Below are 25,916 nucleotides of genomic sequence, written 5' to 3'. Positions count from 1 at the left end.
ATATTAATGGAGAAAACCATGCCAAAAAAACCTTCACAGCAGGTTGCAGTAGAGCCAGTATTAGAATTAGCTGTTTCGAAAAACGATGCAGAGGAAAAAATCCAAGATAGGATCAACAAGGGAAAAGAACTTTTAACAAAAAAAATCAATAATTGGGAGAATTATGAAGCCGTAAAAAAAGAGTATTATAAATGGTCAGATTATAACGTAGAACTTTTAAAGCGATTATTTACCAATAATAGTCTGTCGGAAGAATATAGTAGTTGTCTTGGCTCTTCATATATTGGTTTTGGCGATGAACCAAGCTTGGGGGAAGAAGCAAGGGATCTTGCGACTGACATCAACGAAAAAATACACACTCTTGAATCAATTAGTGAGCGCCTTGAATTAATACCACAAGTTAAAGGCATTACATCAAACCCACCGACTGCTACCCAAAAAATTCATACAAATAAAGCATTCATTGTCCATGGGCACGACGAGGGCGCACGTGAAGCAGTGGCTCGGTTTCTGGAACAACTTGGAATTACTCCCATCATTCTACATGAACAAGCAAGTGGCGGCAGAACAGTTATCGAAAAGTTGGAAAAAAACTCACATGTTGACTTTGCAGTGGTTTTACTAACTCCAGACGATGTGGGTAGTGTTGCTACTGCAAAGGAGAATTTAAATCCTAGAGCACGACAAAATGTAATTTTAGAACTTGGTTATTTTGTTGCAAGGCTAGGTCGTAACCGAGTATGTGCCCTACATAAAGGCTCGGTTGAGTTGCCCTCCGATTTTGTTGGTGTTGTTTATGTTGGCATGGACAACGCCGGAGCTTGGCGCCTCTTATTAGCAAAAGAACTACGTGAATCAGGTTTTGCAGTTGATCTCAATAAAGCAATATGATTTCTAACCATATAATGAAGCGGATGGAATATAACGCCTTTGTTCACGAATAAGGCAGTGATACACGCAAGTTCTCGGCGCCACAGCTTATCACTACCGTTAGGCATCAAAAGGAAGAAAGATGCTCGCAAAAATTTGGAAAGATCCTGTTGCTAGTAAACTGATATCAATAGCAATCATTTCAGGCGTTGTTTACATTTACGACATGTTCTCACCCCTAGAAATTTTGCAAATTAATGTCATGTTGCCTGTTTGGGTTATATTCGTTTTTTCTACTTTGTTTTTGGTGGCACTTATTTTTGCAATATGGGGCACAGGAATAAAAAGAAAAGAAAATGATTATGATCTAGGTACTAGAAGTGGGGTCTTGAATTTTGGCGATAGCTTATGTGAATACGAATATAATATTTGGTCAAAAAATCTTTTAGATTACAAAATGAAATGTAAAAACTGCAAGCTACGCATGGAGCCAGTAAAAACCTCTGCTTATGACATCGTTCCAAGATTTAAATTTGTTTGCACCGAATGTGGAAGCGAAACAAAAGATTACGAAATGTCTCAAGGGGAATTTTTCAAAGAAATTGAGAAAAGAGCAGAAAGAACATTCGAAAATGCCTAACCATAAAATGAAGGCGGACGAAAAATAGCTGGGTGCTTCCCGAAAGGCAAAATTTCGGTTGTTCCCATACCGGCGCGACGTCGCCGCTTATCTAATACCGTTAGCGTCAAAAATAATTAAATATTAAAAGCGAGAATCAGAAAATGGAGCTTACTACTAGTCACCGAATATTTTATTCGAATGAAAATCCCATTCCGGTGACCGAGATAGCTGAGTCTTTAATGGCCCTAGAAAGGGTCATAAAAGCATCACCTGAGGTTCTCGAGAGGCTTTTCCCCGGAGTAAAAATTGACAAAGTCGATGTTTACATAAAAAAAATTGAATCCGGGAGCCTTCTGGAAGATTTCATTGTTAAGTTTTTCTTTGGTGACCAAGGTGCCTTAGATGATTTTATAAAAAAACTAAGAAAGAAAACAGGCATGGAAAAACTTCAACAAGACAACAAGACCCTCTCTGTAATTATCTTGGCATTAATTTTAATGGGTGGAGCCTATGGCCTTTCCAAGATTCCATCAGATCCTAAAAATCAAACTACAATTGAGGCAAACAACAATGTGATAATAAATCTTGGTGCTGGCATGGTTGAAATGAGTCCGGATGATTTTCGGGCCATCATTGAAACCAGTGTAAAAAGCAAAAAAGAGTTGGCCCAAGATGCAATCAAAGTGATCATGCCCGCAAAAAAGGATCAAAGGGCATCAATAACCTTTGATGGTGACCCGCAAACTGCGCTAACCGCTGAAACGATTCGAGCATTTCCAAGCTATGTGCCCCCCGATGCTACCGATGAAATTATCAGAGATTATAAAAGCACAAATGTAATTATAAGGGCGACTGATCTTGATAGCTTAAAGAAGGGTTGGGCCGCGGTTGTGCCTGAGGTTTCTGACAAACGGGTCCCACTTCAACTTGACCCAAATATTGACCCAAATTATCTAAGTGCCAATCCTTCGGTCCTTGGTGACGTTACTGTCATATTTAAAATAAATGGAGACAATATTGAAATTCCAAAGAAATACTTCTTGCGTACTATTGAAAATAATCCAATAGAAGACGCTAACCAAAGCATTAACCGGACAGGTTCAGCAGGGGCGGTTCCCGAATAAGTCGTTACTAAATTGTGACCACAGTGCACTGCCGGTTATGCAAATCCGTTAGCAGGAAAAAACAATGCAAATTTTTCTATCTATAATTTCTGCGCTTGGCGTCTTATTTTCTGTTGCCGGAGCGTTTATTGCCGGATGGTATGTAGCAACCGACAAAAATAGAAGCGAATTATTCAAACAACGACTTGCCGCCTATAGAAAACTATCCGGCCAAATATCAAAGGTTTACACACTCGGCGTTTCTCTCGATACGGTCGACGTACCAAAATCAGATCTTGTTTACCAAAAAGAGGCGGCGGCATTATTAAACTTAATCCTGGCTGAAGCATTATTGCTAGATGAACACTCAACAAAACAGGTATTCAAATTTCTACAAATGAAGCCTGAACAATATTCAAAAAACAAAAGACAAATAAATGAAATCGTCAACGCGTTCAGAGCTGATCTGACATTAAGAAAACTAGACATCATGAACCAATTATCTTCATTATCAGTCGATACCAAAAGGTTGTTACGCAAAGCACAATAAACAAAAATCCTGCTAACCATGCAATCAGCCTGACGGAAAATACGTCTGTGTAAAATTGCTTAATTCGGTGGTATGCCTGCATCAGGCCGCCGCCGGTTATCTTCACCGTTAGGCATAAAATATAAAATCATAAGATCAAGAAATACAAACAATCCATTCGTAGTTGGGTGCTTTCGCTTGGGAATCTGTGGAGGGTTTCGGTGATAATAAGCAGTCAGGGTTCCCCACGCAGCTTCCGGGCCAAGGTGGCGGGGTCGAGATGAGTGTATCTCGACAACATCGACAGCGTTTTATGGCCGGTTATCCTCGCAATTTCGAGGACATTAAATAACCCCAATTCGAACAGCCTGCTGGTCGCCTCGTGGCGAAGGTCATGAAACCGCATATCCTCTACCCCGGCTTTAACCGTAGTCACCGCCATCCATTTCGTGAGCCGGTCGGGCGTGACACCGAAAACGGCCCCTGAGCGGTTTTTATCTTCCGGGGAATAGGTAGGTAGCCCCCTGAGTACATCGAGCGCCGCAACGGACAGCGGGACCGTCCGGGCTTCTCCGTTTTTGGTCTGGGGCAGGTGCGCGGTTCCCCGCTTCATGTCGACATGCTCCCACGTCAGTCGGGCGATTTCTTCCCGCCTCATCGCCGTTTCCACAGCCCATTGCAGCACGGGGCGGAATGCATCCGAGGCAGCTTCCATCAGCCGCTCCCATTCCCCGGGTTTCAGTCGTCTATCCCGGCCCGTTCCGGCCAGAGACGGGCGGCGGACGCGACGACAGGGATTGTCTATATCCATTCCCCATTCCGTGATCGCATGCTGATAGACCGCCGACAGCGCCGCCAGATCGAGCCGGACCGTGTCGGGGCGGCATCCCGCCGCCGTCCGCTCCCGGGTGTAGTTGGATATGGCCGCAGGGCGCAGGGCGGGCAGGGGGAGTGCTCCCCATCCCGTAGCCGTCAGCAGTGCATTCAGCCGGTTTTGGTCCCGGCGGGCATGGCTCCGGCCCTCGATCCGCTCCCCAATATACCGCTCCACCGCCTCTGCTACCTTGGTCCGGCGGGCCGCTTCATCTTCGCCGGTGATCCGGCCCCGCTCTATGTCGGATTCCACCCCCCGCGCCCATTTTTCGGCGAGTGCCCGAGTGCTGAACGTGTTACTGTGCAGCCGCCCACCTCGCCGGACTTGAGCGGTCCATTTTCCGTTTGCCCGCTGATAGATCGTCGCCAATTTTGCCCCCTGTTTTGGGTTTCCTTGTCCGGCAACCAACATAACAGAAGTGCATCCATTTTGCATCCGTGAATTTTTTATGATTTATAAAATGGTAAAAAAACCTATTGAAAACAAATGCATAAATCAACGATTAAAAATTGTCGATAGAGACTTAAAATCCCTCGATCCTAGATCGTACCGGTTCGATCCCGGTCCCGGGCACCAAGAAAATATTGAAGGGTTTCAGGCCGTTGCAGAAGAGGCCTGGAACCTTTTCATTTTGTGGGGGCAGGGCCGCCCGCTCGCAATTCCTGTCATTTACCATACACTGTTGCAAAACAAAAATGAAAGGGTGAGGCTGCACACGGCGATCGAGTCTTTGCCGCCAAGGCCTGCGCCACGAGTTTTAACGCCGTACCTTTTGGGAGGATAATGATGAAACGTCTGGCCTTGCTGTTTGGCGTGTTTTTGCTGTTGGTGCTGGTCGGGTTCGGGGTCTGGGTTTTCAGTCGTCCGGATCGGGGTGTAACCGGCGAGGTCAGTACTCGTTTCCGCTGGATGGGGCCGAACGACAAGATCGTGATCGACGGGTTCGACGATCCGAAAGTCCAGGGGGTGGCCTGTCATATCAGTCGGGCCCAGACCGGCGGGGTCAAGGGGGCCATTGGGGTGGCCGAGGATGTCAGCGACGCCGCCATTGCCTGTCGCCAGGTTGGGCCGATCCGTTTTCTCGGCGAACTTAAGGATGGCGAAGAGGTTTTCGACGAGCGCCGCAGCTTGCTTTTCAAGGAGTTGCATGTTGTTCGTTTCTTCGACCGCGAACGTAATGTGCTGGTCTATGTCTCCTACAGTGACCGGGTTATCGAGGGCAGCCCAAAGAACAGCATCAGCACGGTGCCAGTCATGCCCTGGCCGGGGCAGGGGAGCGTTGGCGCGCCTTGACTTTCCCAAGGCTTTTTCTTACTCTGCGGGCGGTCCGTTCGCCTTTTTCATCCCGGCTCTGAAAGGCTCCCCCCATGCGCGTTACCGCGATCATCCCCGCCCGTTATGCCTCGACCCGTTTTCCCGGCAAACCCCTGGCTGAGATTCTCGGCAAGCCGATGATCCAGTGGGTCTATGAGCGCACCCTCCGCTCGACCCGCGTCGACCGGGTCATTGTCGCCACCGATGACGCGCGCATCTTCGAGGCGGTTTCCGCTTTTGGCGGCGAGGCCTGGATGACCCGATCCGATCATCCCACCGGCACCGATCGGTTGGCCGAGGTCGCCGAGGGGATCGAGACTGATATCGTCGTGAATGTACAGGGGGACGAACCCCTGATCGATCCGCGCATGATCGACCTGGCGGTGGCACCCCTTGTGCGGGATGCGTCCATCCCCATGGGGACGCTGATGACCTCGCTGGCCTCAGTAGCAGAGTTCCTTAACCCCAACGTGGTCAAGGTAGTGGTTGACGGCCAGGGATTTGCCCTCTATTTTTCCCGGGCGCCCATCCCCCATCCTCGCGACCATGCCGAGACCCTGGCGGAGAATTTCGCCCTGCTCGGCGGCAATAAGCACATCGGCCTCTATGTTTACCGCAAGGAATTTCTCCTCGCCTATCCTAAGTTGCCGGCGACGCCGCTGGAAAACACGGAAAAACTGGAGCAGTTGCGGGCTCTGGAGCATGGCTTCCGGATCCGGGTGGTGGCGACCGACCTGGTCTCCCAGGGGGTCGATACCCCCGAGGATCTGGAACGGGTGCGGGATCTGCTGGCACAAGGCGAAGCGGGTTAGCCTGGGGGAATTTGGGGTTTTCTTTTTGTGGGCGGCAGTGTACTATCGCCACTTTGATTTGCAGCTTGGAGCGCGCTCTTCGCCTTCAAGATCGATAAAGGAGCCAGGATGAAAACCAAGTTCGTATTCGTCACCGGAGGGGTCGTCTCCTCCCTTGGCAAAGGATTGGCCGCTGCTTCCATGGGCGCGCTTTTGGAAGCCCGGGGCTTGCGGGTGTCGATGCAGAAGCTCGACCCCTACATCAACGTCGATCCCGGCACGATGAGCCCCTTTCAGCACGGCGAAGTCTTCGTCACCGACGACGGCGCGGAAACCGACCTCGACCTGGGGCACTACGAGCGCTTCACCACCGCGACTTTGTCCCGTAAGTCGAATTTTACCACCGGTCAGGTCTACGATTCGGTCATCCGCAAGGAACGGCGCGGGGACTATCTCGGTGGCACGGTGCAGGTCATTCCGCATATCACCAACGAGATCAAGGCGAAGATCCTCGACAACGCCAAGGGGGTCGATCTGGCCATCGTCGAGGTTGGCGGCACCGTCGGCGACATCGAATCGCTTCCTTTTCTCGAGGCGATTCGCCAGTTTCGCACCGATCTGGGCCATGAGAATGTCTTGTACATCCATCTGACCCTGGTTCCCTATATCCCCACCGCCGGCGAGCTGAAGACCAAGCCGACCCAGCACAGCGTCAAAGAACTCCGGGAAATCGGCATCCAGCCCGATATTCTCCTCTGCCGTTGTGACCGGGAAATCCCCCGGGAGATGAAGGCCAAGATCGCCCTTTTTTGCAATGTCAAGGAAGAGGCGGTCATTACCGCCCGGGATGTCGGTTCGATCTACGAGGTGCCGGTGGCCTACCACGAGCAGGGCCTTGACGAACGCCTGGTCGATTACCTGAACATCTGGACCAAGACCCCGGATCTTTCTGAATGGCAGAGGATCATCAAGCGCATCAAGGAGCCGGCTTCGGAGACGACCATCGCCATCGTCGGCAAATATGTCGAGTTGACCGAGAGCTACAAGTCTTTGGCCGAAGCGCTGATTCACGGCGGCATTGCCAACGACTGCCGGGTCAATCTCAAGTATGTCGATTCGGAGGCTCTGGAGCGGCACGGCATCGACGGTGCTTTCGATGGGATCGACGGGATTCTCGTCCCCGGCGGTTTCGGCGAACGGGGGAGCGAAGGAAAGATCTCGGCCATCGAGTACGCCCGCCAGCACAAAATCCCCTTTTTCGGCATTTGTCTCGGTATGCAGATGGCGGTGGTGGAGTTCGCTCGCCACGTCTGCGCTATCGAGGATGCCTATTCCGCCGAGTTTCGCGAGGGGGCGAAGAATCCGGTCATCCACATCATGGAGGGGCAGAAGACGGTCAAGAGCAAGGGCGGTACCATGCGTCTCGGCGCCTACCCCTGTGAACTCGTCGACGGTACCCTGGCGCGACGGATTTACGGGCAGAAGAAGATTTCCGAGCGCCACCGTCACCGTTATGAATTTAATAACGCCTACCGCAAGGAATTGAAAAAATGCGGACTGATCCTTTCGGGGGTCAACCCCGAATCAGACCTGGTGGAGATCGTCGAGTTGGCCGATCATCCCTGGTTTCTCGGCTGCCAGTTTCATCCCGAATTCCGGTCTCGGCCGATGACGCCGCACCCGCTTTTCGAGTCTTTCGTTGGCGCCTGTCTCAAGCAAAGAGGAGAATCCCAAGGTGGTGCGTGAAGTCCATGTCGGTAATGTCGTTTTTGGCGGTAACCGCCCCCTGGTACTGATCGCCGGGCCCTGCGCCATTGAGAATGAAGATCTGACCCTGCGCATCGCCGCCTATCTCAAGGAATTAACGACTTCCCTGGGGATCGGCCTGGTTTTCAAGGCCTCTTATGATAAGGCTAACCGGACGTCGGTCAACGCCTTTCGCGGCCCTGGTCTGGAGGAGGGGTTGCGGATCCTGCAGCGGGTCAAGTCCGAGTTCGAGCTGCCGGTCATTTCCGATGTCCACGACCTCTCGCAGGTTGCTCCTGCCGCCGAGGTGCTTGACATCATTCAGATCCCCGCTTTTTTGAGCCGGCAGACCGACCTGCTGGTGGCGGCCGCGCAAACCGGCAAAGTCATCAATGTGAAGAAGGGGCAGTTTCTCGCCCCCTGGGACATGAAAAATGCCGTGGGCAAGCTCGAAGCCAGCGGCAATCGCAATATTCTGCTTACCGAGCGAGGGGCCTCCTTTGGCTACAACAATCTGGTGACGGACATGCGCTCGCTGGTCATCATGCGCGAAACCGGCTGTCCGGTGATTTTCGACGCCACTCATTCGGTGCAGTTGCCCGGCGGTGCCGGCACGGCTTCGGCCGGACAGCGCCAGTACGTCGGTGCCTTATCGCGGGCGGCGGTGGCGACTGGTATCGACGGACTCTTCTGGGAGGTGCACGAAAATCCCGATCAGGCCCTCTGCGATGGTCCCAATTCCCTCCCCCTTGGCGATCTGTCCGGCATGCTGCGACAGATGCTCGCCATTGACGCCATTGTAAAGGGGTATTGACCCGTGAATGAGATGATCGACACGGCCAAGCATGTGCTTAAGATCGAGGCGGAGGCAGTGTTGGCCCTGCACGACCGCATCGACGAACGTTTTGTGGTGGCGGTGGAGATGATGCTGGCTTGCAAGGGGCGGGTGGTGATCACTGGCATGGGCAAGTCGGGCCTGATCTGCCAGAAGGTCGCGGCGACCATGGCGTCGACGGGAACCCCGGCCCTCTTTCTTCATCCGGCGGAAGGGATTCACGGCGATCTCGGCATGCTCATGCGGGGGGATGTGGTGATGGCGGTCTCCAACTCGGGGGAAACCGAGGAGATTACCCGCATCCTGCCGGTGATCAAGCGCATGGGTTTGCCGCTCATCGCCATGACCGGTAAACCCAACAGTACCCTGGCGCGAGCCGGCGACGTTCTGCTCGACATTTCCGTCAAGGAAGAGGCCTGCCCTCTCGGTTTGGCCCCGACCGCCAGCACCACGGCGACGGTCGCCATGGGCGATGCCCTGGCGGTAGCCCTGCTGGTACGGCGCGGCTTCAAGGAGGAGGATTTCGCCCTCTTTCATCCCGGCGGTGCTCTTGGTAAGCGCTTGCTGCTGCGGGTCGAGGATCTCATGCATGCCGGTGAGGCGATTCCCCTGGTGCGCCCGGAGGTCCCGCTCAAGGAGGCGCTCTTCGAGATCACCAGTAAAAAGTTGGGAATCACCGGAGTGGCCGATGAGCAGGGGGAACTGGTCGGAGTCTTTACCGACGGTGATCTGCGTCGCTCCATCGAAAACGGACTGGATGCCCTGAACCGACCGATTTGCGATCTAATGGCGGTGAATCCCAAACGGATTTTGCGTTCCAATCTGGCGGCCAAGGCGATGCAGAAGATGGAACAATACTCCATTACCTCTTTATTTGTCTTCGAGTCGGACGAAAGCCGCGTGCCGGTGGGGATTCTTCATCTCCATGATCTGCTCAAGGCGGGGGTGGTCTGATGCTGAAAAATCTCGGGGATATAAGGCTGTTACTGCTCGATGTGGATGGCGTGCTGACTGACGGGCGCATTATCTATGATCATCACGGGGTGGAAACCAAGGCCTTCGACGTCAAGGATGGTCACGGCATCAAGATGCTCCAGCGGGCCGGCATCGAGGTCGGCATCATCACCGGCCGCACCTCCGCGGTGGTAGAGGTTCGGGCCCGCGAGCTGGGGATTACGATTGTGCAGCAGGGCGCTTTGGATAAACTCATTCCCTATCAACAGATTTTGGCGGAGCGGAGGTTGAGTGACGCGCAAGTGGCTTATGTCGGCGACGACGTCGTCGATTTGCCGATTTTGCGCCGGGTCGGTTTTGCGGCGACGGTGGCCGATGCCATCGATGAGGTCAAGCCCCTGGTTGATTATGTCGCCCGGCGTCGGGGCGGACGCGGGGCCGTGCGTGAAGTCTGTGATTTGCTGTTAAAGGGAACCGGCGCCTGGGAGCATATCACCGCCCGGTACTTCGTCGACGGTAAGAACTGAACTCTCTTTCAATTCTCGTGCCAATAGCCAGGATTCGTCTTTACTCTTCTCTGGTGAAATGCTATACTGCCTTTCAGTCATGAAAATCAAGATAAGCGCCCGAAATTTATTAGGTTTGTTCATCGCTGTACTGTCTTCTGTACTGCTTGTGATAGTGCTCGTGAACTACCGGGAAAGGGCGCCGGAAGAGTTGATTGAGGCTTTACCGCAGAATGTCGATATCGTAGTCAAGGGGATCGATTATACGGAAACCCGCGACGGTTTGCGCCGCTGGCACCTGTTGGCCGATTCGGCGGATTATAGTGTCAAAGATGGATTTACCCTGATTCGCGATGTCTTCATGACCTTTTTCGACGAGCAGGGCGAGCAGATCGCCACCCTTAAGTCGCAAACGGGTGAACTGCATACGGAAAGCAAGGAAGTTACCGCCCGGGGAGAGGTTGTGGTGGAGAGCGTCCGAGGTTACTTTTTTTACTCCGATTATCTCGATTTTTCCGAAGCGGCTCGATTGATCACGACCGATGCTCCCATCCGCATGCTCTCCGATGAAATGGAGTTGACCGGAACGGGACTGAAATTCGACGTGGACAAGCATGCCTACCAGGTTCTCGGCCAGGTTAAGGCGCGGATACAAAAGGTTGCCAAGCCATGAAATCATTCATTCCGACCAAAAGCCTGCTATTGGCTTTGTTTCTCCTCTGCTGTGGCGCTGTCGCTAGCGCCGAGGAAAAGTCCTCGGCGTTGGGGAACTTCGATAACTCTCAGCCGATTGAAATCACCTCTGATCGGCTGGAGGGGGATGACCCGTCGGGACGCGCCAAGTTCAGCGGCACCGTCGTCGCCAAGCAGGGAGATGCCACCATCTACGCCGACGAAGTGACGATCCATTATTCCACGGGTAAGCAAAGGGATATCGACCAAGTCGTGGCGGTTGGTAACGTGCGCATAGTCCAGGGAGAACGGACCGCTACCGGCGGCAAGGCGGTTTTTTTCAATCGCGAAAGCAAGGTTGTCCTCACCGGTTCGCCCAAGGTCCATCAGGGCAAGGATTCGGTTCAGGGGGATGAGATTACCGTCTTCCTCAACGAGGAGCGTAGTGTGGTCACTGGCAAGGAAGGCGGCCGGGTGAACGCGGTCTTCCATCCTCAAGGGGAGAAAAAGTGAAGATCCGCCGTCTGAACGCTCGGGGCTTGAATAAAGCCTATCGCGGGCGACAGGTGGTGCGCGATGTCGACTTGGAACTCCTTTCCGGGGAGGTCATCGGGCTGCTCGGGCCGAATGGTGCCGGTAAAACCACCTGCTTTTACATGATGGTGGGGTTGGTCAGGCCCGACCGCGGAGAGGTCTTTCTCGATGATCTCAACATCACCCAGTTTCCTATGTATCAGCGGGCGCGGGCCGGAATTTCCTATCTGCCCCAGGAAGCTTCGGTCTTCCGTAAGCTTACCGTGGAACAGAATCTGCTGGCGATCTTGGAAACCCTGGACCTGACGTCGGCGCAGCGGATTGAGCGTGTTGCCGAATTGCTGGAGGATTTCCGCCTCGGCCATGTCGCTAAGTCCTATGGCTATGCCCTTTCCGGGGGAGAGCGGCGGCGGCTGGAGATCGCTCGAGCGTTGGTCATCGAACCGGTTTTTATCCTGCTCGATGAACCCTTTGCCGGCATTGATCCCATCGCCGTCATGGATATCCAATCGATCATTACGGCGCTGAAGTCCCGGGGGATCGGGGTGCTCATTTCCGACCACAATGTGCGTGAGACCCTCGGCGTTTGCGACAAAGCGTATATTCTCAATGAGGGGGCTGTCCTCGAATATGGCGCCCCCGAGGAAATCGCGGCCAGTTCTGCCGCCCGCGCCATTTATCTGGGAGAATCTTTCCAACTGTGAGCCCCGCGCGACGCATCGCCCCGCGTCCGCAGCAACCCTGCAACCAAGTGAGTCGGTAGATGGCTTTAGAGATCCGTCAACAACTCAAGCTCAGCCAGCAGCTGGTGATGACCCCCCAGTTGCAGCAGGCAATCAAGCTGCTCCAGTTGTCGCGTATGGAACTGGTTGACATGGTGCAGCAGGAGTTGGAAGAAAATCCGATTCTCGAGGAAGCAGCGGAAGCTCCTGAGGAGAAAGAGTTTGAGGAAGCCGTCGTCGGTGAATCCCCGGCGAGCGAGACGTCCGTTGACGAGGTTCGGGAAGTTTCCGGCGAGAACGAAGGGGTCGCGGATATCGATTGGCAGACCTACTTGGAAGGCTACAGCCTCGGTGGGTCGACGGCGGACTTTTATGAGGAAGACGAAGATCGCCCGTCCTACGAGAATCTGCTGACCAAAAAAGGGAACCTCTCCGACCACCTGCTTTGGCAACTCAACCTTTCGCGTCTTAATGATGATGTCCGCCGTGTCGCCGCCGAGATTATCGGCAACCTCGACGATGACGGCTATCTTCAGGCCTCTCTCGAAGAAATCGCCGCGACCTCCGGCGCCCCTGTTGACAAGGTTGCTCAGGCCTTGGCCGTGGTACAGGATTTCGATCCTCCGGGGGTGGCTTCCCGTGATCTCCGGGAGTGCCTGCTGCATCAGGTCCGCCACCTGGGCATGGAAGGGAGTCTGGTCGAGGCGGTTCTGCTCAATCACATCCCTGACCTTGAAGTGCGTAAATATTCGGTGATCGCCAAGGCTCTGGGGGTGACCCTCGACGACGTTCTTGGTGCCGCCAAGATTATTTCGGGACTCGATCCCCGGCCCGGAAGCATCTTTACCCAGGAGGAGGTGCATTACATCACCCCCGATATTTTCGTCTATAAGATCAATGACGAATATGTCGTGGTCCTTAACGACGAAGGTCTGCCCAACCTACGCATCAATGCCTTTTACCGCAACGCCTTGGCGGGCGGGGAGGGGATCGACGCCCAGGCCGGCGAGTACATTCAAGATAAGATGCGCGGCGCCGTCTGGCTGATCAAGAGTATTCATCAGCGGCAGCGCACCATTTACAAGGTGACCAAGAGCATTGTCAAGTTTCAGCGGGAGTTTTTCGACAAGGGGGTCGCCTACCTCAAACCTCTGGTTTTGCGCGATGTGGCCGAGGATATTGAGATGCACGAGTCGACCATCAGCCGCGTTACTACCAATAAGTACGTACAGACCCCGCAGGGGCTTTTTGAGCTTAAATATTTTTTCAACAGCGGCATCAATACCACCGAAGGCGATTCCGTCGCCTCGGAGAGCGTTAAGAGCAAAATCAAGGAGATCATTGCCGGAGAAAATCAAAAGAAGCCCTTTTCCGATCAGAAAATCGTCGACCTGCTGCTGGAGCAGGGGATCGATATCGCCCGTCGGACCGTGACCAAGTATCGAGAGATGCTCGGCCTTGGGTCATCCACGGAACGCAAACGACATTTTTAATTCTTCACGGTGGCTAAGCTCCCAGGAATCGTTATACTGGGTAACAAGCTGGTTTCACCGGGAGAAACTTAATCATTGGGAGGTTTCAACCATGCAGATTGATGTGACATTCAGACATATGGAAGTCAGCGAGCCGGTTCGTGCCTATGTCGCGGAGAAGCTGGAGCGGGTCAAGAAATATATCGACGAGCCGATCGATGGCCAGGCTTTCCTTTCCGTCGAGAAAAAAATCCGCCACAAGGCGGTGGTGACGATCAGCGCCAAGGGAATCACCATCAAGGCCTCTGAAGAAACCAACGACATGTATGCCGCTATCGATTCCGTTATCGACAAGATCGAGCGGCAGTTGAAGCGCTACAAGGAAAAGCTGAAAAAACACAAGCCCGCCAGTGGCAAGGAACGGCAGATTCAAAAGACCGTTTTCGCCGCCGATAGTATCGATCTGGGGGCCCCTGAGCCGACCATCATCCGCAGCAACAGTTTCCCGGTCAAGCCGATGGCTGTCGAGGAAGCGGTCATGCAGATGGACCTGCTGCACAAGGATTTTATCGTCTTTACTGATTCGACGACCGATGAAATCAACGTCGTCTATCGCCGCAAGGATGGTAACTACGGCCTGATTGTTCCCCAAAGCAAGTAAGTTCCTGGCACGGCCCGACGATGAAGCGAGCGGTTTTCGTCGTCGGGCCGTTGCCCGTTTGCCAACCCGTTAAAAAGTGCAGATCATGAAGATTGCAGAACTGTTGAATCCGAACGCAATTGCTGGCGAACTGAAGGCGACCGGGAAGGAAGAGGCTTTGGGTGAGTTGACCGATGTCCTCGCCAAGGCTTTTGGTAACCTGGATCCCGAAGAGGTTCTGCGCGTTCTCCATGAACGGGAAGCTTTGGGGAGCACCGGTATCGGCGAAGGGGTCGCTATACCCCACGGTAAACTTGCCCGGCTCGACCGGCTGCTGCTGGCTTTCGGACGCAGTCGCGGGGGGGTTGACTTCGATTCGATGGATGGTCGCCAAGCCCATCTCTTTTTCCTGTTAGTGGCCCCCGAGGAGTCGGTGGGGGTGCATTTGAAAACCCTGGCCCGAATCTCCAAGCTGCTGAAGAATCCCGCGGTACGGCGCCGTCTCATCGACGCTCCGGCGGAGGATCTGTACACCATCATCGCTGAGGAAGAAGACCGGATGTAAAGGTTTTTTCCTTTCCCCGTCCATCGCGAACCCCAGGTATATGCAAAAGCATGGCTGGTCTGAGTATCCAAGAGCTGCTGGCCGAAAAAGAGGCCGGTCTCGATCTCGAATTGCTCGCTGGCGAGCGCGGTCTGGACAAGCGTATTCAGGTACCCCGTATCCAGAAGCCCGGCTTGGCTATTGCCGGTTATACCACCAATCTTCATCCCGACCGGATTCAGGTTCTCGGGTCTACCGAGTTGAGCTATCTCGAACAGCTTGATCCGCAGGTAGCCGATCGCCATCTGCGGGGACTCTGCGAACTCGACGTCTCTTGTTTCATCATCACCAAAGGCCAGATTCCTCCACGCCTGCTGATCGATTGCGCTGAGCAATATGCGATTCCATTGCTGCGTTCTCAGCATCAGAGTTCCCGGTTTATTTCCCTGATTACCCAATTCCTTGAAGAACGACTGCTACCTTCCACCACCGTTCACGGGGTGTTGGTGGATATCCTCGGTGTCGGCGTGCTGCTGCTGGGAAAGAGCGGGATCGGCAAGAGCGAATGCGCCCTTGATCTGGTTCTCAAGGGGCACAAGCTGGTGGCTGACGACGTCGTCAAGATCCGCATGAAACTGCCCGCGGTGCTCTTCGGCGAAGGGAACGATCTGCTGCACTATCATATGGAAATCCGCGGACTGGGGATCATCAATATCCGTCATCTCTTCGGGGTGGCCGCCACCCGCGAGCGCAAAAAAATCGATCTCGCCATCGAGCTGGTAGAGTGGCGGGACGAGGCCGAATTTGACCGGCTCGGCCTTGAGGAGATGCGCTATGAAATCCTCGGGCTGGCGATTCCCCTGTTGAAAATTCCGGTGCGTCCCGGGCGCAACATCACCACCATCGTTGAAGTCGCGGCCCGTAATCAGCTGCTCAAAGAGATGGGGTACCACAGCGCCCGGGAATTTCAGGATCGGCTGGAAAAACGCATGGCGGAAACGGCTTGGCTGCATGCCCATTCCATCATTGGAGATAATCTTGAGTAGTCGCAAGCGAGTCATCATCATTACCGGTCTTTCCGGCTCCGGCAAGAGTTCGGCGGCGCGCGCCCTGGAGGACGAAGGTTTCTTCGTCGTCGATAATCTGCCCCTCGCCCTGTTGCCTGAATTCCTTGGACTGGTCGAGCAGGGGGTGCGTTTTACCTCGGAGGTGGCGGTCGTTATCGATATCCGAAATCGCGGATTTTTGGCCGGGTTTGAAGCGACGTTGGAAGAGGTGCGCCAGGCCGGTTATGAGCTGGAGATTTTCTTTTTCGACGCCTCTGATGAGGCCTTGATCCGTCGCTATTCGGAAACCCGGCGTCGCCACCCTCTTGCTCTGCGGGAGGGAGTGGCCGAGGGGATTCGCCAAGAGCGTTTGCTGCTCGCCGAACTACGTGGGCAGGCGACGGCGATTATCGACTCCTCACGATTGACGCCGCATCAGTTGCGCGATGTCGTGGTGCGCCGGGTACGCGGTGCCGGGGAAGCCCTGCCCCTGGTCGTGCATCTGCAATCTTTTGGTTTTCGTTACGGTCTGCCCGCCGAGTCCGATTTGGTCATGGATGTGCGTTTCCTGCCGAATCCCCATTTCGTTCCCGAACTGCAACCGTTGACCGGACTAGATTCGCGGGTGCGCGACTATGTCTTGGCTCATCCGGAAACCCGCGAATTTCTTGAACGGTTTGAGGCGCTTTTTACCTTTTTACTGCCCCAGTATCGGCGGGAGGGGAAAAGTTATCTGACCGTTTCCATCGGCTGCACCGGTGGCCAGCATCGCAGTGTCACTATCGTCGAGACCTTGCGCGCCAGCTTTGCCGAGGCGGATGTCACGCTCGATGTGGTTCATCGCGACATCAACAAGGGGCAAAAATAAGATGATTGGACTGGTTATCGCCACCCATGCCCATTTGGGCGAGGAATTTCTCCATGCGGCGGAAATGATTATTGGACCTACCGCGCAGGCCCGGGCCGTCAGTATCGACATGGGAGACAGCGTCGACGCGATCCGCGAAGGGATCGCCGTGGCGATAAACAAAGTGGGCCAAGACGGCGAGGGCGTCATCATCCTGACCGACATGTTCGGGGGAACCCCTTCCAATATCAGCCTGGCTTTTCTCGAACAGGAGCGGGTTGAGGTGGTGACCGGCGTCAATCTGCCGATGGTTCTGAAATTTTTCAACAGCGGTGAAGGGCTTTCCCTGGAGGAACTCGCAGTACTCCTCAAGGCCTGCGGCGAGCAGGGGATTTTTCTTCCGAGCGAGTTGTTGAAAAAATAACTTCTTTTCGCGAGTACGCATGAGCATTGTTCTTGCCCGCATCGATAATCGTTTGATCCACGGTCAGGTTCTGGAATCTTGGGTGCCCTATCTGCACGCCGACTGTATTCTGGTGGCCAATGACCTCGTGGCGGGCAATCCTATGCGCAAAATTCTCATGACCGCCGCCGTCCCCAAGGGGGTGGGGGTTTTTGTCGAAAGTCTTGCTGATGCCGCCAAACTCCTTTCGGGGGGGATTCTGATCGACCGCAAGGTGCTGCTCCTGCTCGCCACTTCCGCGGATGCTTTGACCCTTTACCGGCTCGGGGTGCTTTACGGCAAGCTCAATCTCGGTAACCTGCATGGTGGCGAGAACCGGCGCCGGGTTTCCTGCACCATTGCCTTCGCCCTCGAGGATCTCGCCAACTTGAGCCAACTCGAAGCGGCCGGCGTCCGGGTCGTTGCCCAGTGTATTCCCGCCGATCGTGAACGGGATTGGAGGAAACTCTCCCCGCTGCCGGAGGGGTGAGATGGCCTGGTCGCTGGACTATCTCTACGCCGGACTGGTCGCTCTGCTGGTTGGGCTCGACCGGACCGCCATCCTGCAATTACTCATCTGTCGACCGATTGTCGCCGCACCGCTGACCGGTTGGGTTCTGGGGGATTTCCAACTTGGCCTGCAGGCCGGAACACTACTCGAACTTCTGTGGCTGGGGCGTTTGCCGGTCGGGGCGGCGATTCCTCCCGACGACACCCAGATTGCGGTGGGTGGTACGACTCTAGCTCTGATGATGGGCGCCAGCGCCGGTGTCGAGGGGCTGCCTATGCTCCTGCTCTGCCTGTTGGTCGCCCTGCCACTAGGCAAGTGCGGCCAGATCTTTGACCACTTGGCCCGGCAGGGTAACGGTCGGTTGCTGATCCTGGCTGAACAGGACCTGTCGCGGCAGCGCCCGGTGGCCGCGACCCGCTGGCATCTGCTCGGTTTGGGTTTTTTCGCTTTGGCGTCACTGGGAACCTATCTCGGGATCATCCTTCCCGGTTCATTGCTTTTGCCCTGGCTGGCCCCGTATCTGCTGGCCAAGGTCGGTGACGCCACTCCTTGGCTGGCCCTGGCTTTTCCGCTGGTGGGAACAGCGGTCTTCCTCGGGGCCTTGCGCAATCGACGCATTCTGGTTCTGTATATTCTGGCTTTTCTTCTTGTTTACTTTTTGCGGGAGGGGTTCTGATGCTGCCGCTGGGAATCCGTTTACGGATTCTGCTGCGCCTGCCCCTGCTGCAGGCGAGTTGGAATTACGAGCGCATGCAAAGCCTTGGAGTTCTCTATATTCTCTACCCGGCTCTGCGTTTTATCTATCGTGATGAGGATCTGGTCTTGGCCTGCCAGCGACATCTGGAATATTTCAACTCCCATCCCTTCATGGCCGGACCGATTCTCGGAACAACCCTGGCCCTCGAAGAAGAGCGCTCCCTTCACGCCGAGGGCTCGCTTGATGTCAGCGAATTCAAAGGCATGATCATGGCGCCCTTCGCGGCGATGGGGGATGCTTTTTTCTGGGGCGGGCTGCGTCCCCTTGCCGCCGCGTTGGCTCTGCTGCTGGCTGCGGCCGGATTCTGGTGGGCGCCGCTGGCTTTTCTACTGCTCTTCAATCTTCCTCACGGCTGGGCTTTGATCGCTGGTCTGCATGGCGGTTACCGGTACGGACCGGGGATGATCGGTCGGGTTCAGCGCTACCACCTGCCCGATCTGGCGGTGCGTTGCAAGGAAGGGACCGCCCTGCTTCTCGGTGCCCTGTCCGCCGTGCTCGTTTCCGATACCCTGCGTGGGGCAGAAGTCGCCCTGGCCTGGGGCCCTTGTGCTCTTCTGCCTGTCGTGCTACTTGGCGGGCTCGCCCGCCTGGGCGTGTCCAACCTGATCCTGATCCTGCTCATGTCGGCGGTTCTTTTGGTTTTTTTTGGCTGATCCGAGGCGTGGATTTGCCTGTCAAACTACGTTGTCTTCGGGGATGAATCGATGAAAAAACAGCGTTTTACCATTGTTAATCGGTTGGGTCTCCATGCCCGTGCCGCGGCCCAACTGGTGCAGACGGCCAATCGCTTCCAGTCGGATGTGACCGTCGAAAAAGAGGGGATGGAAGTCAACGGCAAAAGCATCATGGGGATTCTCATGCTCGCCGCCCCGAAGGGATCGCAGATCGAAATCAGCGTTTCCGGACCCGACATGGAAGAGGCCTTCTTGGCCATTGCCCAATTGGTGGAAAATGGTTTTGGTGAAGACTAACATCCCCGAGGACACCCTGTTGGTTGGGGTGGCGGCGTCGCCGGGCATCGCTCTGGGCCGCACCCATGTGATCGACCGCCAGCGTCTTTCCGCGATCGAGCGGAGGGTCGCGCCGGGGGAGGTCGCCGGTGAGGTCGCGGCTTTCATGGCGGCGGTGGACAGTTCCAAGCGGCAGCTCAACGAAGTCCGTGAGACGGTTGCCGCACGGGAGCTGGCAGAGCATCTCTACATCATCGACACCCATTTACTGATTCTTGAAGACCGTCTGCTCCTGGATGGGGTAGTCAAGCTGATTCAAGAGGATTTTCTCAATGCCGAAGGGGCGTTGAAGCGCACCCTTAAGAAGTTTCGAGAAGTCTTCGACGCGATCGAGGACGAATATCTCCGGGAGCGGCGCTCCGATATCGACTCCGTGGGAGAACGCCTGTTGCGTAACCTCAAGGGGTATACACAGCAACCGATCGCCGGGATCTCCGATCAGGTGGTGGTGATCGCCCACGATCTTTCCCCCGCCGATACCATGCAGATGGACAAGGCTCGGGTCATCGGTTTCGCTACCGATCTCGGCGGACGGACCTCTCATACCGCCATATTGGCCCGCTCTTTAGGGATTCCGGCCGTGGTTGGTCTCGAAACGTTGACCGTGCGCGTCCCCAGCGGCCTCTCCGTGATCGTCGACGGCTACCTCGGAATTCTGATCCTCAACCCCGGTGCCGCCACTATTACTGAATATCGGCGGAAACAGTTGATTCAGGCGGCGCGGGATGAAGAACTGCTTGGCTTGTGCCTGCTGCCGGGAGAAACCCTGGATGGTGTCCGGGTTCATTTGCGGGGGAATGTCGAACTGACCGAGGAACTTCCTCTGGCCCTGCGCCACGGCGCCGAAGGGGTCGGCCTGTTCCGTTCCGAATTCCTCTACCTCAACCGCTCCGCCCCGCCGGGCGAGGAGGAGCAGCTCAGCGCGTACCGAGCGGTGCTGGAGGCCATGGCGCCGCAGCCGGTGACTATTCGCTCTCTCGATCTCGGCGGCGACAAGTTGGCCCCGGAAATCAATATTTCCGACGAACTTAATCCGGCCCTGGGTCTGCGAGCGGTGCGTTTTTCCCTTAAGGAACGGCGGCTCTTTAAGACCCAGTTGCGAGCCATCTTCAGGGCTTCGGCCTTCGGCCAGGCGCGACTGATGTTGCCGATGATCTCGGGCGTCGCCGAACTCTGGGCTTGCCGGGAACTGTGTGAGGAGGTTAAGGCTGAACTGACCGCGGAAGGGGTCGCCTACGACCCCGGGCTACCCATCGGGATCATGATCGAAATCCCCTCGGCGGCGCTCATCGCCGACCTGCTGGCGCGAGAAGTCGATTTCTTCTCCGTCGGCACCAATGATCTGATTCAGTATTTTCTCGCCGTCGATCGCGGCAACGAGCATGTAGCCTATCTTTATGAGCCCTTGCACCCCGCCATCCTTCGTGCCCTGCGCTTGATCTGCCAGGCGGCGCGGGCGGCGTCGATTCCCGTCGGGATGTGCGGTGAAATGGCTTCCGATCCTCTCTATACGCTGGTGCTGCTCGGGCTCGGCTTCGACGAGCTCTCCATGAACCCGCCCAGCATCCCTCGGGTCAAAGAGGTGCTGCGTCAGGTCCGCCGCTCGGAAGGGGAAGATCTCCTGGAACAATTGTTGACTCTTCCGACCGCTTCCGAGATTAATCGCTGCCTGGAAGATGAAATGACCCGGCGTTTTCCCGTGCTCTTCCGCCCCCCGGCCCCCTGATTCCCTCTTTGTTATTGACCCCGACGCCGGCACTTGCTATAAAACGCTTTTTTCAACCGGATCAAGATATTCCGTTATTTCAAGGGAGAAGACACTCCATGGCCATGACCGATTTTCTTTTCACCTCCGAATCCGTTACCGAGGGGCATCCCGACAAGGTCGCCGATCAGGTTTCCGACAGCATCCTCGATGCCATCCTCGCCCAGGATCCCCACTCCCGTGTGGCTTGTGAAACCCTGGTCACCACCGGAATGGCGATGATCGCCGGCGAAATCACCACCAACGCCCGCATTGACTATCCGGTCATCGTCCGCGAGGCGATCAAGGAAATCGGTTACAATGACTCGGCCATGGGTTTCGACTGGGAAACCTGCGCCGTCTTGACTTCCATCGATCGCCAGTCCCCGGATATCTCCCAAGGCGTGACCGAAGGGGAGGGCCTGCACAAGGAGCAGGGGGCCGGAGATCAGGGCTTGATGTTCGGCTATGCCTGCAACGAAACCCGTGAGCTCATGCCCATGCCCATCACCTTCGCCCATAAACTGGCGAAGCGGCTCAGCGACGTGCGCAAGAGTGGGCTTCTTTCCTTCCTGCGGCCGGACGGCAAGTCCCAGGTTTCCATCCAGTACATCAACGATAAGCCGATTCGGGTCGATGCCGTTGTCGTTTCTTCTCAACACGCCCCCGATGTCAGCTACGAGACCCTCAAGGAAGCGATTATCGAAGAAGTCGTGAAAAAAGTCATTCCCGACAACCTGCTGGATGAAAAGACCAAATATTTCATCAATCCGACGGGACGTTTCGTCGTTGGCGGTCCGATGGGGGACTGCGGTCTGACCGGGCGCAAGATCATCGTCGATACCTACGGCGGCCAGGGTTCCCACGGCGGCGGCGCTTTCTCTGGCAAGGATCCCTCGAAGGTCGACCGCAGCGCTTCTTACATGGCTCGCTACGTGGCCAAGAACCTCGTTGCGGCGGGCCTCGCCGACAAGTGCGAGGTGCAGGTGGCCTACGCCATCGGCGTGGCCGAGCCGGTTTCGGTTATGATCAATACCTTCGGCACGGGCAAGCTCCCCTCCAATGAGATCGCCCGCATCGCTCGGGAGGAATTCGATATGCGCCCCCGCGCCATTATCGAAACCCTCGACCTGCTCCGTCCCATCTACCGCAAGACGGCCGCCTACGGCCATTTCGGCCGGGAACTCCCCGAGTTCACCTGGGAGCGCACCGACCGGATCGATTCCCTGCGCAGTCGCGCCGGACTCTGATCGGGGATGGTTAAGGAACCCGAAAGGCGAACCGCAAGGTTCGCCTTTTCTTTCGCTGTTTTGTGCTGACCGATGTCTAACCCGGTTGGCCTTCCGGAACTCTCTGTCATCGTCCCGACCCTCAACGAAGAGGGGACTCTGCCGGAGTTGCTGGAGAACCTCGGACAACAGCGGGGAATCGCTTTTGAGCTGATCATCGTTGACGGCGGCTCGCGGGACGACACCCGTTCCCTTGCCGCGTCGGCGGTGACCGATTTTCATCTGGTGCAGGTCGACTCCCCGGCCGGCCGGGGAACGCAGTTCAATGCCGGTGTTCGCTGGGCGAGGGGGGAATGGCTGCTCTTTCTTCATGCCGACAGCCGCTTCGCCGATCCGACCGCGCTGGCCCGTGGGGTAGGGCACTTAATCGCCGAGAGCGAACGCCTGGCCGCTCCCCTTATCGCCGGGCGTTTCGCCTTGCGTTTTGCCGACACCGGCGGGCACCATCCCGGCGTCTATGCCTTTTATGAAAGCAAGGCGCGGCAAAACCGGCCCGGCTGCATTCATGGCGACCAGGGTTTTCTGCTCCAGCGACAGCTCTTCTCCCGCCTTGGCCCCTTCGCTACCGATCTGTCTTTTCTCGAGGATGAGCGCTTCGCGGAGCGAGTCTTTCAGCAGGGGAAATGGCTCTTGTTGCCGGCGGAAATCACGACATCGGCTCGCCGTTTTGTCGCTGAAGGCCTGTTTCGTCGGCAATGGCTCAATGCCTTGATCCTCAACGCCCTGGCCGTCGGCTGGTTCGATTTTCTGCGGGCGGCGCCCGGCCTTTACCGGGTTCAGGATCAAGCCGGCCGCATCGACCTACGAGCCCCTGCTCGAGCCGTGTGGGGGTTATTGCGCGATCGGCCATGGCGGGAAAGGTGGCGTCTCTGCTATGATTCGGCAGCGTTTGCCCTGGACAATGCCTGGCAACTGTTGCTGGTCCTCGATGTTCGCCTGGGGCTGCGGCGCAATCGCGATTTTCGCGGTGAAAAGACCCCCTGTCTCGATCGTTGGGAAAAGCCCTTGCGCCGGGTATGCCGATGGCTGCCCGGGCGCTTTTTTCTGGCTGTGGGTCTTGGCACCGGGGGGTATCTGCTTCTGATTTTCGGCAGTCGATTCCCCAGGAGATAGCTTCGCCCTCTTCATCCACCGTCTTGCCATTGTCGACGCGGGGGAACCTGTTAAACTGCATTGATAGTCATGCCAACCGAGAAGGAGATTGCCATGCCCTACGTTTCGAAAATATATCCGCTACTTCTACTCTTTGTCCTGTTGCTGAGTGCTTGCTCCACCTACAAGAGCCAAGAGGTTCCCTTTAAGCCGCCTACCGCCTATTCCGGCATGCAAATGGTCGCGGGTGCCCAAGTCGCCGCCGAGGCCTATCCCGACAGCGCCTCGGCGCGGGAGAATTTCGGGTTTGATATTCGCGGTGCGGGCATTCTACCGGTGCAGGTCATCATCGACAATCTCGGGATTCATTCCCTGTTGATCGTGCCGGACCAGACCTTTCTGGTCGATGGCGAGGGGCGTTACTGGAACGTGCTCGATAACCGCACGGCCTATGAGCGTCTGGAAACCAGTTCCGAATTCGGAGAAATCGCCAAGGGCGCGGGCAAGGGATCCTTTATCGGCGCCGCTGGTGGGGCGCTCCTAGGTGCCGCCATCGGTATTGTCGCCGGAGAGAATGTCGGCACCGCCGCAGCCAAGGGGGCAGCTCTGGGTGCGGCCGGCGGAGCGGTGATCGGCGGAACCCAGTCGGGGACTTCCGGCGACGCCGGGCGACGGATCTCCCGGGATCTGGCCAACAAGCATCTGGAAAATCGGAGTATCGCCGCCGGTACCCTGGGGCGCGGGTTCCTTTTCTTCCCTGCCGAGGCGACTTCCGCGCGCGAGGTACGGGTGCAGTTCAAGGAAGTCGATACCGGTCGCCTGCACTCGCTGATATTGCCCCTCTGAGGGGGGCTCAAATAACGTTTATCACCGGAATGATTTTGATTGTTCCAACCGACCGCATACAAAGGAGTCACACCCGTAATGAGTGAAAAAAACCTGGATTTTAAAGTCAAAGATTTGCACCTGGCGACCCTGGGGCGCAAGGAAATCGAACTGGCCGAGGTCGAAATGCCAGGACTGATGGCCCTGCGCGAGGAATACCGGGGCAAGCACCCGTTGAAAGGTGCGCGGATTACCGGTTCGCTGCACATGACCATCCAGACCGCCGTCCTGATCGAAACTCTGGTGGAGTTGGGCGCTCAGGTTCGTTGGGCGTCGTGCAACATTTTTTCCACCCAGGATCAGGCTGCGGCCGCAGTGGCGGTTGGTCCCGGGGGAACGCCGGAAAAGCCGGCCGGGATTCCGGTATTCGCCTGGAAGGGGGAGACCCTGGCCGAATACTGGTGGTGCACGGAGCAGGCCTTGACCTGGCCCGACGGACAGGTGACCAACATGATCCTCGACGACGGCGGCGACGCCACCATGATGGTTCTCGAAGGAGCCAAGTGGCAGGAGTCGGGAGTGCCAGAGTTGGGCCAGGAAGATCCCGAGGACTGGGTCGAGTTGGTCAAGTGTCTGCAGGAGTCCATCGCCGCCCGGCGCAACAACTGGGTTGAAATCCGCAACTCCATCCGCGGCGTCACCGAGGAAACCACCACCGGCGTGCATCGTCTCTATCAGTTGCAGCGGGATGGTTTGCTCCCTTTCCCGGCGATGAACGTCAACGACTCGGTCACCAAAAGCAAATTCGACAACGTCTACGGCTGCCGACACAGTCTGGTCGACGGCATCATGCGCGCCACCGACGTCATGCTCTCCGGCAAGGTGGTTGTCGTCTGCGGCTACGGCGATGTCGGCAAGGGCTGCTGCCAGTCCCTGCGCGGCCAGGGGGCGCGGGTCATCGTCACTGAAATCGATCCGATCTGCGCTCTGCAGGCGCTCATGGAAGGCTACGAAGTTAACACCCTGGAGGATGTGGTGGAGACGGCCGACCTCTTCATCACCACGACCGGTAATCGTGATGTCATCCGTGTTTCCCATATGACGCGCATGAAGCATAACGCCATCGTCGGTAATATCGGCCACTTCGACAACGAAATCGAAATGACGGCCCTGGCCAAGGTACCGGGAATCAAAAAGGTGAATATCAAGAATCCCAAAGAGCACGGCAATCAGGTCGATCAGTGGTATTTCCCCGATGGCCACGCCATCATCGTCCTGGCCGAAGGGCGCTTGCTCAACCTCGGCTGTGCCACCGGGCATCCCTCTTTTGTCATGTCCAACAGCTTCACCAACCAGGTTATGGCCCAGATCGAACTCTTCAATAACGACGGGTGCTATGAAAACCGGGTCTACGTCCTGCCCAAGCAGCTCGATGAAAAAGTTGCCCGGCTTCACCTCGGCAAACTCGGCGCGCGCCTGACCATCCTGCGGAAGGAACAGGCGGAATATCTCGGCATTCCTGTGGAGGGGCCGTACAAGCCCGATCATTACCGGTACTGAGACTGATGGGATTCCCCCCAAAAAAAAGCCCACCTCATCAAGGTGGGCTTTTTGTTTGTGCGCCA

29 protein-coding genes are annotated in these 25,916 nt (G+C 56.0%); 28 read left to right on the top strand and 1 reads right to left on the bottom strand.

Features of this window, described 5'->3' with window-relative positions; translation table 11 throughout:
• Nucleotides 1–18 precede the first annotated feature (18 nt).
• From BQ4888_RS02675 to BQ4888_RS02660, 4 genes are all read left to right on the top strand, one after another.
• Nucleotides 19–891, top strand: a complete 873-nt coding sequence (locus BQ4888_RS02675) for a TIR domain-containing protein (RefSeq protein WP_240746295.1) — start codon at nt 19–21, stop codon at nt 889–891.
• Between the two features lie 121 nt (nt 892–1,012).
• Entirely contained in the window at nt 1,013–1,510 is a 498-nt protein-coding gene (locus tag BQ4888_RS02670) for a hypothetical protein (protein ID WP_092053309.1), read from the top strand.
• Nucleotides 1,511–1,653: 143 nt separating this feature from the next.
• Nucleotides 1,654–2,616 carry a hypothetical protein gene (locus tag BQ4888_RS02665; RefSeq protein WP_092053306.1) on the top strand — a complete coding sequence of 321 codons (963 nt, stop codon included), beginning with the start codon at nt 1,654–1,656 and terminating at the stop codon, nt 2,614–2,616.
• A 64-nt stretch (nt 2,617–2,680) separates the two neighbouring features.
• Nucleotides 2,681–3,145, top strand: a complete 465-nt coding sequence (locus BQ4888_RS02660; protein ID WP_092053303.1) for a hypothetical protein — start codon at nt 2,681–2,683, stop codon at nt 3,143–3,145.
• 214 nt (nt 3,146–3,359) lie between these two features.
• Here BQ4888_RS02660 and BQ4888_RS02655 read toward each other — a convergent pair whose 3' ends face one another.
• The gene (locus BQ4888_RS02655) at nt 3,360–4,367 is read right to left on the bottom strand and encodes a site-specific integrase (protein ID WP_170232771.1); all 1,008 of its coding nucleotides are present in this window, start codon (nt 4,365–4,367) and stop codon (nt 3,360–3,362) included.
• A 414-nt stretch (nt 4,368–4,781) separates the two neighbouring features.
• Between BQ4888_RS02655 and BQ4888_RS02650 the strand changes: the two genes are divergently transcribed.
• The 24 genes from BQ4888_RS02650 (at nt 4,782) to ahcY (ending at nt 25,851) form a co-directional block, all read left to right on the top strand.
• Nucleotides 4,782–5,291, top strand: a complete 510-nt coding sequence (locus BQ4888_RS02650; protein ID WP_092053297.1) for a CreA family protein — start codon at nt 4,782–4,784, stop codon at nt 5,289–5,291.
• Nucleotides 5,292–5,365: 74 nt separating this feature from the next.
• Nucleotides 5,366–6,124: a 3-deoxy-manno-octulosonate cytidylyltransferase gene (gene kdsB / locus BQ4888_RS02645; protein ID WP_092053294.1), complete on the top strand. Its 759-nt coding sequence runs from the start codon at nt 5,366–5,368 to the stop codon at nt 6,122–6,124.
• 108 nt (nt 6,125–6,232) lie between these two features.
• Complete coding sequence (gene pyrG, locus BQ4888_RS02640; protein ID WP_092053291.1) at nt 6,233–7,849, top strand: CTP synthase; 1,617 nt, start codon at nt 6,233–6,235, stop codon at nt 7,847–7,849.
• The gene (kdsA, locus tag BQ4888_RS02635) at nt 7,839–8,663 is read left to right on the top strand and encodes a 3-deoxy-8-phosphooctulonate synthase (RefSeq protein WP_092053288.1); all 825 of its coding nucleotides are present in this window, start codon (nt 7,839–7,841) and stop codon (nt 8,661–8,663) included. Before pyrG ends, kdsA begins: the two co-directional genes overlap by 11 nt.
• Before the next feature lie 12 nt (nt 8,664–8,675).
• Entirely contained in the window at nt 8,676–9,638 is a 963-nt protein-coding gene (locus tag BQ4888_RS02630) for a KpsF/GutQ family sugar-phosphate isomerase (protein WP_092053460.1), read from the top strand.
• A complete protein-coding gene (locus BQ4888_RS02625; protein ID WP_092053285.1) occupies nt 9,638–10,165 on the top strand; it encodes a KdsC family phosphatase in 528 nt (175 codons plus the stop codon). The genes BQ4888_RS02630 and BQ4888_RS02625 overlap by 1 nt, the downstream gene beginning before the upstream one ends.
• A 58-nt stretch (nt 10,166–10,223) precedes the next feature.
• The gene (gene lptC / locus BQ4888_RS02620) at nt 10,224–10,817 is read left to right on the top strand and encodes an LPS export ABC transporter periplasmic protein LptC (protein WP_092053282.1); all 594 of its coding nucleotides are present in this window, start codon (nt 10,224–10,226) and stop codon (nt 10,815–10,817) included.
• Entirely contained in the window at nt 10,814–11,329 is a 516-nt protein-coding gene (gene lptA / locus BQ4888_RS02615; RefSeq protein WP_092053279.1) for a lipopolysaccharide transport periplasmic protein LptA, read from the top strand. Before lptC ends, lptA begins: the two co-directional genes overlap by 4 nt.
• A gap of 2 nt (nt 11,330–11,331) precedes the next feature.
• The gene (gene lptB / locus BQ4888_RS02610; RefSeq protein ID WP_092053457.1) at nt 11,332–12,054 is read left to right on the top strand and encodes an LPS export ABC transporter ATP-binding protein; all 723 of its coding nucleotides are present in this window, start codon (nt 11,332–11,334) and stop codon (nt 12,052–12,054) included.
• A 59-nt stretch (nt 12,055–12,113) separates the two neighbouring features.
• On the top strand, nt 12,114–13,565 hold the full coding sequence (rpoN, locus tag BQ4888_RS02605; RefSeq protein ID WP_092053276.1) for an RNA polymerase factor sigma-54: 1,452 nt from the start codon (nt 12,114–12,116) through the stop codon (nt 13,563–13,565).
• A gap of 91 nt (nt 13,566–13,656) precedes the next feature.
• The gene (gene hpf, locus BQ4888_RS02600) at nt 13,657–14,205 is read left to right on the top strand and encodes a ribosome hibernation-promoting factor, HPF/YfiA family (protein ID WP_092053273.1); all 549 of its coding nucleotides are present in this window, start codon (nt 13,657–13,659) and stop codon (nt 14,203–14,205) included.
• 85 nt (nt 14,206–14,290) lie between these two features.
• The gene (locus tag BQ4888_RS02595; RefSeq protein ID WP_092053270.1) at nt 14,291–14,749 is read left to right on the top strand and encodes a PTS sugar transporter subunit IIA; all 459 of its coding nucleotides are present in this window, start codon (nt 14,291–14,293) and stop codon (nt 14,747–14,749) included.
• Between the two features lie 50 nt (nt 14,750–14,799).
• A complete protein-coding gene (hprK, locus tag BQ4888_RS02590; RefSeq protein ID WP_092053267.1) occupies nt 14,800–15,774 on the top strand; it encodes an HPr(Ser) kinase/phosphatase in 975 nt (324 codons plus the stop codon).
• Nucleotides 15,767–16,642, top strand: a complete 876-nt coding sequence (gene rapZ, locus BQ4888_RS02585; RefSeq protein ID WP_240746293.1) for an RNase adapter RapZ — start codon at nt 15,767–15,769, stop codon at nt 16,640–16,642. Before hprK ends, rapZ begins: the two co-directional genes overlap by 8 nt.
• A 1-nt stretch (nt 16,643) precedes the next feature.
• Nucleotides 16,644–17,045: a PTS sugar transporter subunit IIA gene (locus BQ4888_RS02580; protein WP_092053262.1), complete on the top strand. Its 402-nt coding sequence runs from the start codon at nt 16,644–16,646 to the stop codon at nt 17,043–17,045.
• A gap of 19 nt (nt 17,046–17,064) precedes the next feature.
• A complete protein-coding gene (locus BQ4888_RS02575) occupies nt 17,065–17,553 on the top strand; it encodes a PTS sugar transporter subunit IIB (protein WP_092053261.1) in 489 nt (162 codons plus the stop codon).
• 1 nt (nt 17,554) lies between these two features.
• Nucleotides 17,555–18,250 (top strand): PTS sugar transporter subunit IIC, encoded by a 696-nt coding sequence (locus BQ4888_RS02570; protein WP_092053259.1) that lies wholly within the window; start codon nt 17,555–17,557, stop codon nt 18,248–18,250.
• Complete coding sequence (locus tag BQ4888_RS02565) at nt 18,250–18,984, top strand: PTS system mannose/fructose/sorbose family transporter subunit IID (RefSeq protein WP_092053257.1); 735 nt, start codon at nt 18,250–18,252, stop codon at nt 18,982–18,984. Before BQ4888_RS02570 ends, BQ4888_RS02565 begins: the two co-directional genes overlap by 1 nt.
• 51 nt (nt 18,985–19,035) lie before the next feature.
• Nucleotides 19,036–19,302 (top strand): HPr family phosphocarrier protein, encoded by a 267-nt coding sequence (locus tag BQ4888_RS02560; RefSeq protein ID WP_092053254.1) that lies wholly within the window; start codon nt 19,036–19,038, stop codon nt 19,300–19,302.
• Nucleotides 19,283–21,067: a phosphoenolpyruvate--protein phosphotransferase gene (gene ptsP / locus BQ4888_RS02555; RefSeq protein WP_092053252.1), complete on the top strand. Its 1,785-nt coding sequence runs from the start codon at nt 19,283–19,285 to the stop codon at nt 21,065–21,067. Before BQ4888_RS02560 ends, ptsP begins: the two co-directional genes overlap by 20 nt.
• Before the next feature lie 98 nt (nt 21,068–21,165).
• Entirely contained in the window at nt 21,166–22,335 is a 1,170-nt protein-coding gene (gene metK / locus BQ4888_RS02550; RefSeq protein ID WP_092053249.1) for a methionine adenosyltransferase, read from the top strand.
• A gap of 72 nt (nt 22,336–22,407) precedes the next feature.
• Nucleotides 22,408–23,487, top strand: coding sequence for a TIGR04283 family arsenosugar biosynthesis glycosyltransferase (locus tag BQ4888_RS02545; protein ID WP_092053247.1), 1,080 nt, complete (start codon nt 22,408–22,410; stop codon nt 23,485–23,487).
• A gap of 93 nt (nt 23,488–23,580) precedes the next feature.
• On the top strand, nt 23,581–24,312 hold the full coding sequence (locus BQ4888_RS02540) for a hypothetical protein (RefSeq protein ID WP_092053244.1): 732 nt from the start codon (nt 23,581–23,583) through the stop codon (nt 24,310–24,312).
• A gap of 78 nt (nt 24,313–24,390) precedes the next feature.
• Nucleotides 24,391–25,851 carry an adenosylhomocysteinase gene (gene ahcY / locus BQ4888_RS02535; protein WP_092053241.1) on the top strand — a complete coding sequence of 487 codons (1,461 nt, stop codon included), beginning with the start codon at nt 24,391–24,393 and terminating at the stop codon, nt 25,849–25,851.
• Nucleotides 25,852–25,916: the final 65 nt, after the last annotated feature.

This window comes from Desulfuromonas acetexigens, assembly GCF_900111775.1.
Taxonomy (GTDB): domain Bacteria; phylum Desulfobacterota; class Desulfuromonadia; order Desulfuromonadales; family Trichloromonadaceae; genus Trichloromonas; species Trichloromonas acetexigens.
Note: the sequence above shows the minus strand (reverse complement) of the source record. Positions and strands in the feature narration are given on the sequence as shown.

What these genes read in the sequence shown, in the direction of transcription:
- BQ4888_RS02675 (WP_240746295.1), top strand. Translation starts at nt 19, where the DNA reads ATGCCAAAAAAACCTTCACAGCAGGTTGCAGTAGAGCCAGTATTAGAA.
- BQ4888_RS02670 (WP_092053309.1), top strand. Translation starts at nt 1,013, where the DNA reads ATGCTCGCAAAAATTTGGAAAGATCCTGTTGCTAGTAAACTGATATCA.
- BQ4888_RS02665 (WP_092053306.1), top strand. Translation starts at nt 1,654, where the DNA reads ATGGAGCTTACTACTAGTCACCGAATATTTTATTCGAATGAAAATCCC.
- BQ4888_RS02660 (WP_092053303.1), top strand. Translation starts at nt 2,681, where the DNA reads ATGCAAATTTTTCTATCTATAATTTCTGCGCTTGGCGTCTTATTTTCT.
- BQ4888_RS02650 (WP_092053297.1), top strand. Translation starts at nt 4,782, where the DNA reads ATGATGAAACGTCTGGCCTTGCTGTTTGGCGTGTTTTTGCTGTTGGTG.
- kdsB (WP_092053294.1), top strand. Translation starts at nt 5,366, where the DNA reads ATGCGCGTTACCGCGATCATCCCCGCCCGTTATGCCTCGACCCGTTTT.
- pyrG (WP_092053291.1), top strand. Translation starts at nt 6,233, where the DNA reads ATGAAAACCAAGTTCGTATTCGTCACCGGAGGGGTCGTCTCCTCCCTT.
- BQ4888_RS02630 (WP_092053460.1), top strand. Translation starts at nt 8,676, where the DNA reads ATGATCGACACGGCCAAGCATGTGCTTAAGATCGAGGCGGAGGCAGTG.
- BQ4888_RS02625 (WP_092053285.1), top strand. Translation starts at nt 9,638, where the DNA reads ATGCTGAAAAATCTCGGGGATATAAGGCTGTTACTGCTCGATGTGGAT.
- lptC (WP_092053282.1), top strand. Translation starts at nt 10,224, where the DNA reads ATGCTATACTGCCTTTCAGTCATGAAAATCAAGATAAGCGCCCGAAAT.
- lptA (WP_092053279.1), top strand. Translation starts at nt 10,814, where the DNA reads ATGAAATCATTCATTCCGACCAAAAGCCTGCTATTGGCTTTGTTTCTC.
- rpoN (WP_092053276.1), top strand. Translation starts at nt 12,114, where the DNA reads ATGGCTTTAGAGATCCGTCAACAACTCAAGCTCAGCCAGCAGCTGGTG.
- hpf (WP_092053273.1), top strand. Translation starts at nt 13,657, where the DNA reads ATGCAGATTGATGTGACATTCAGACATATGGAAGTCAGCGAGCCGGTT.
- BQ4888_RS02595 (WP_092053270.1), top strand. Translation starts at nt 14,291, where the DNA reads ATGAAGATTGCAGAACTGTTGAATCCGAACGCAATTGCTGGCGAACTG.
- hprK (WP_092053267.1), top strand. Translation starts at nt 14,800, where the DNA reads ATGGCTGGTCTGAGTATCCAAGAGCTGCTGGCCGAAAAAGAGGCCGGT.
- BQ4888_RS02580 (WP_092053262.1), top strand. Translation starts at nt 16,644, where the DNA reads ATGATTGGACTGGTTATCGCCACCCATGCCCATTTGGGCGAGGAATTT.
- BQ4888_RS02575 (WP_092053261.1), top strand. Translation starts at nt 17,065, where the DNA reads ATGAGCATTGTTCTTGCCCGCATCGATAATCGTTTGATCCACGGTCAG.
- BQ4888_RS02570 (WP_092053259.1), top strand. Translation starts at nt 17,555, where the DNA reads ATGGCCTGGTCGCTGGACTATCTCTACGCCGGACTGGTCGCTCTGCTG.
- BQ4888_RS02565 (WP_092053257.1), top strand. Translation starts at nt 18,250, where the DNA reads ATGCTGCCGCTGGGAATCCGTTTACGGATTCTGCTGCGCCTGCCCCTG.
- BQ4888_RS02560 (WP_092053254.1), top strand. Translation starts at nt 19,036, where the DNA reads ATGAAAAAACAGCGTTTTACCATTGTTAATCGGTTGGGTCTCCATGCC.
- ptsP (WP_092053252.1), top strand. Translation starts at nt 19,283, where the DNA reads ATGGTTTTGGTGAAGACTAACATCCCCGAGGACACCCTGTTGGTTGGG.
- metK (WP_092053249.1), top strand. Translation starts at nt 21,166, where the DNA reads ATGGCCATGACCGATTTTCTTTTCACCTCCGAATCCGTTACCGAGGGG.
- BQ4888_RS02545 (WP_092053247.1), top strand. Translation starts at nt 22,408, where the DNA reads ATGTCTAACCCGGTTGGCCTTCCGGAACTCTCTGTCATCGTCCCGACC.
- BQ4888_RS02540 (WP_092053244.1), top strand. Translation starts at nt 23,581, where the DNA reads ATGCCCTACGTTTCGAAAATATATCCGCTACTTCTACTCTTTGTCCTG.
- ahcY (WP_092053241.1), top strand. Translation starts at nt 24,391, where the DNA reads ATGAGTGAAAAAAACCTGGATTTTAAAGTCAAAGATTTGCACCTGGCG.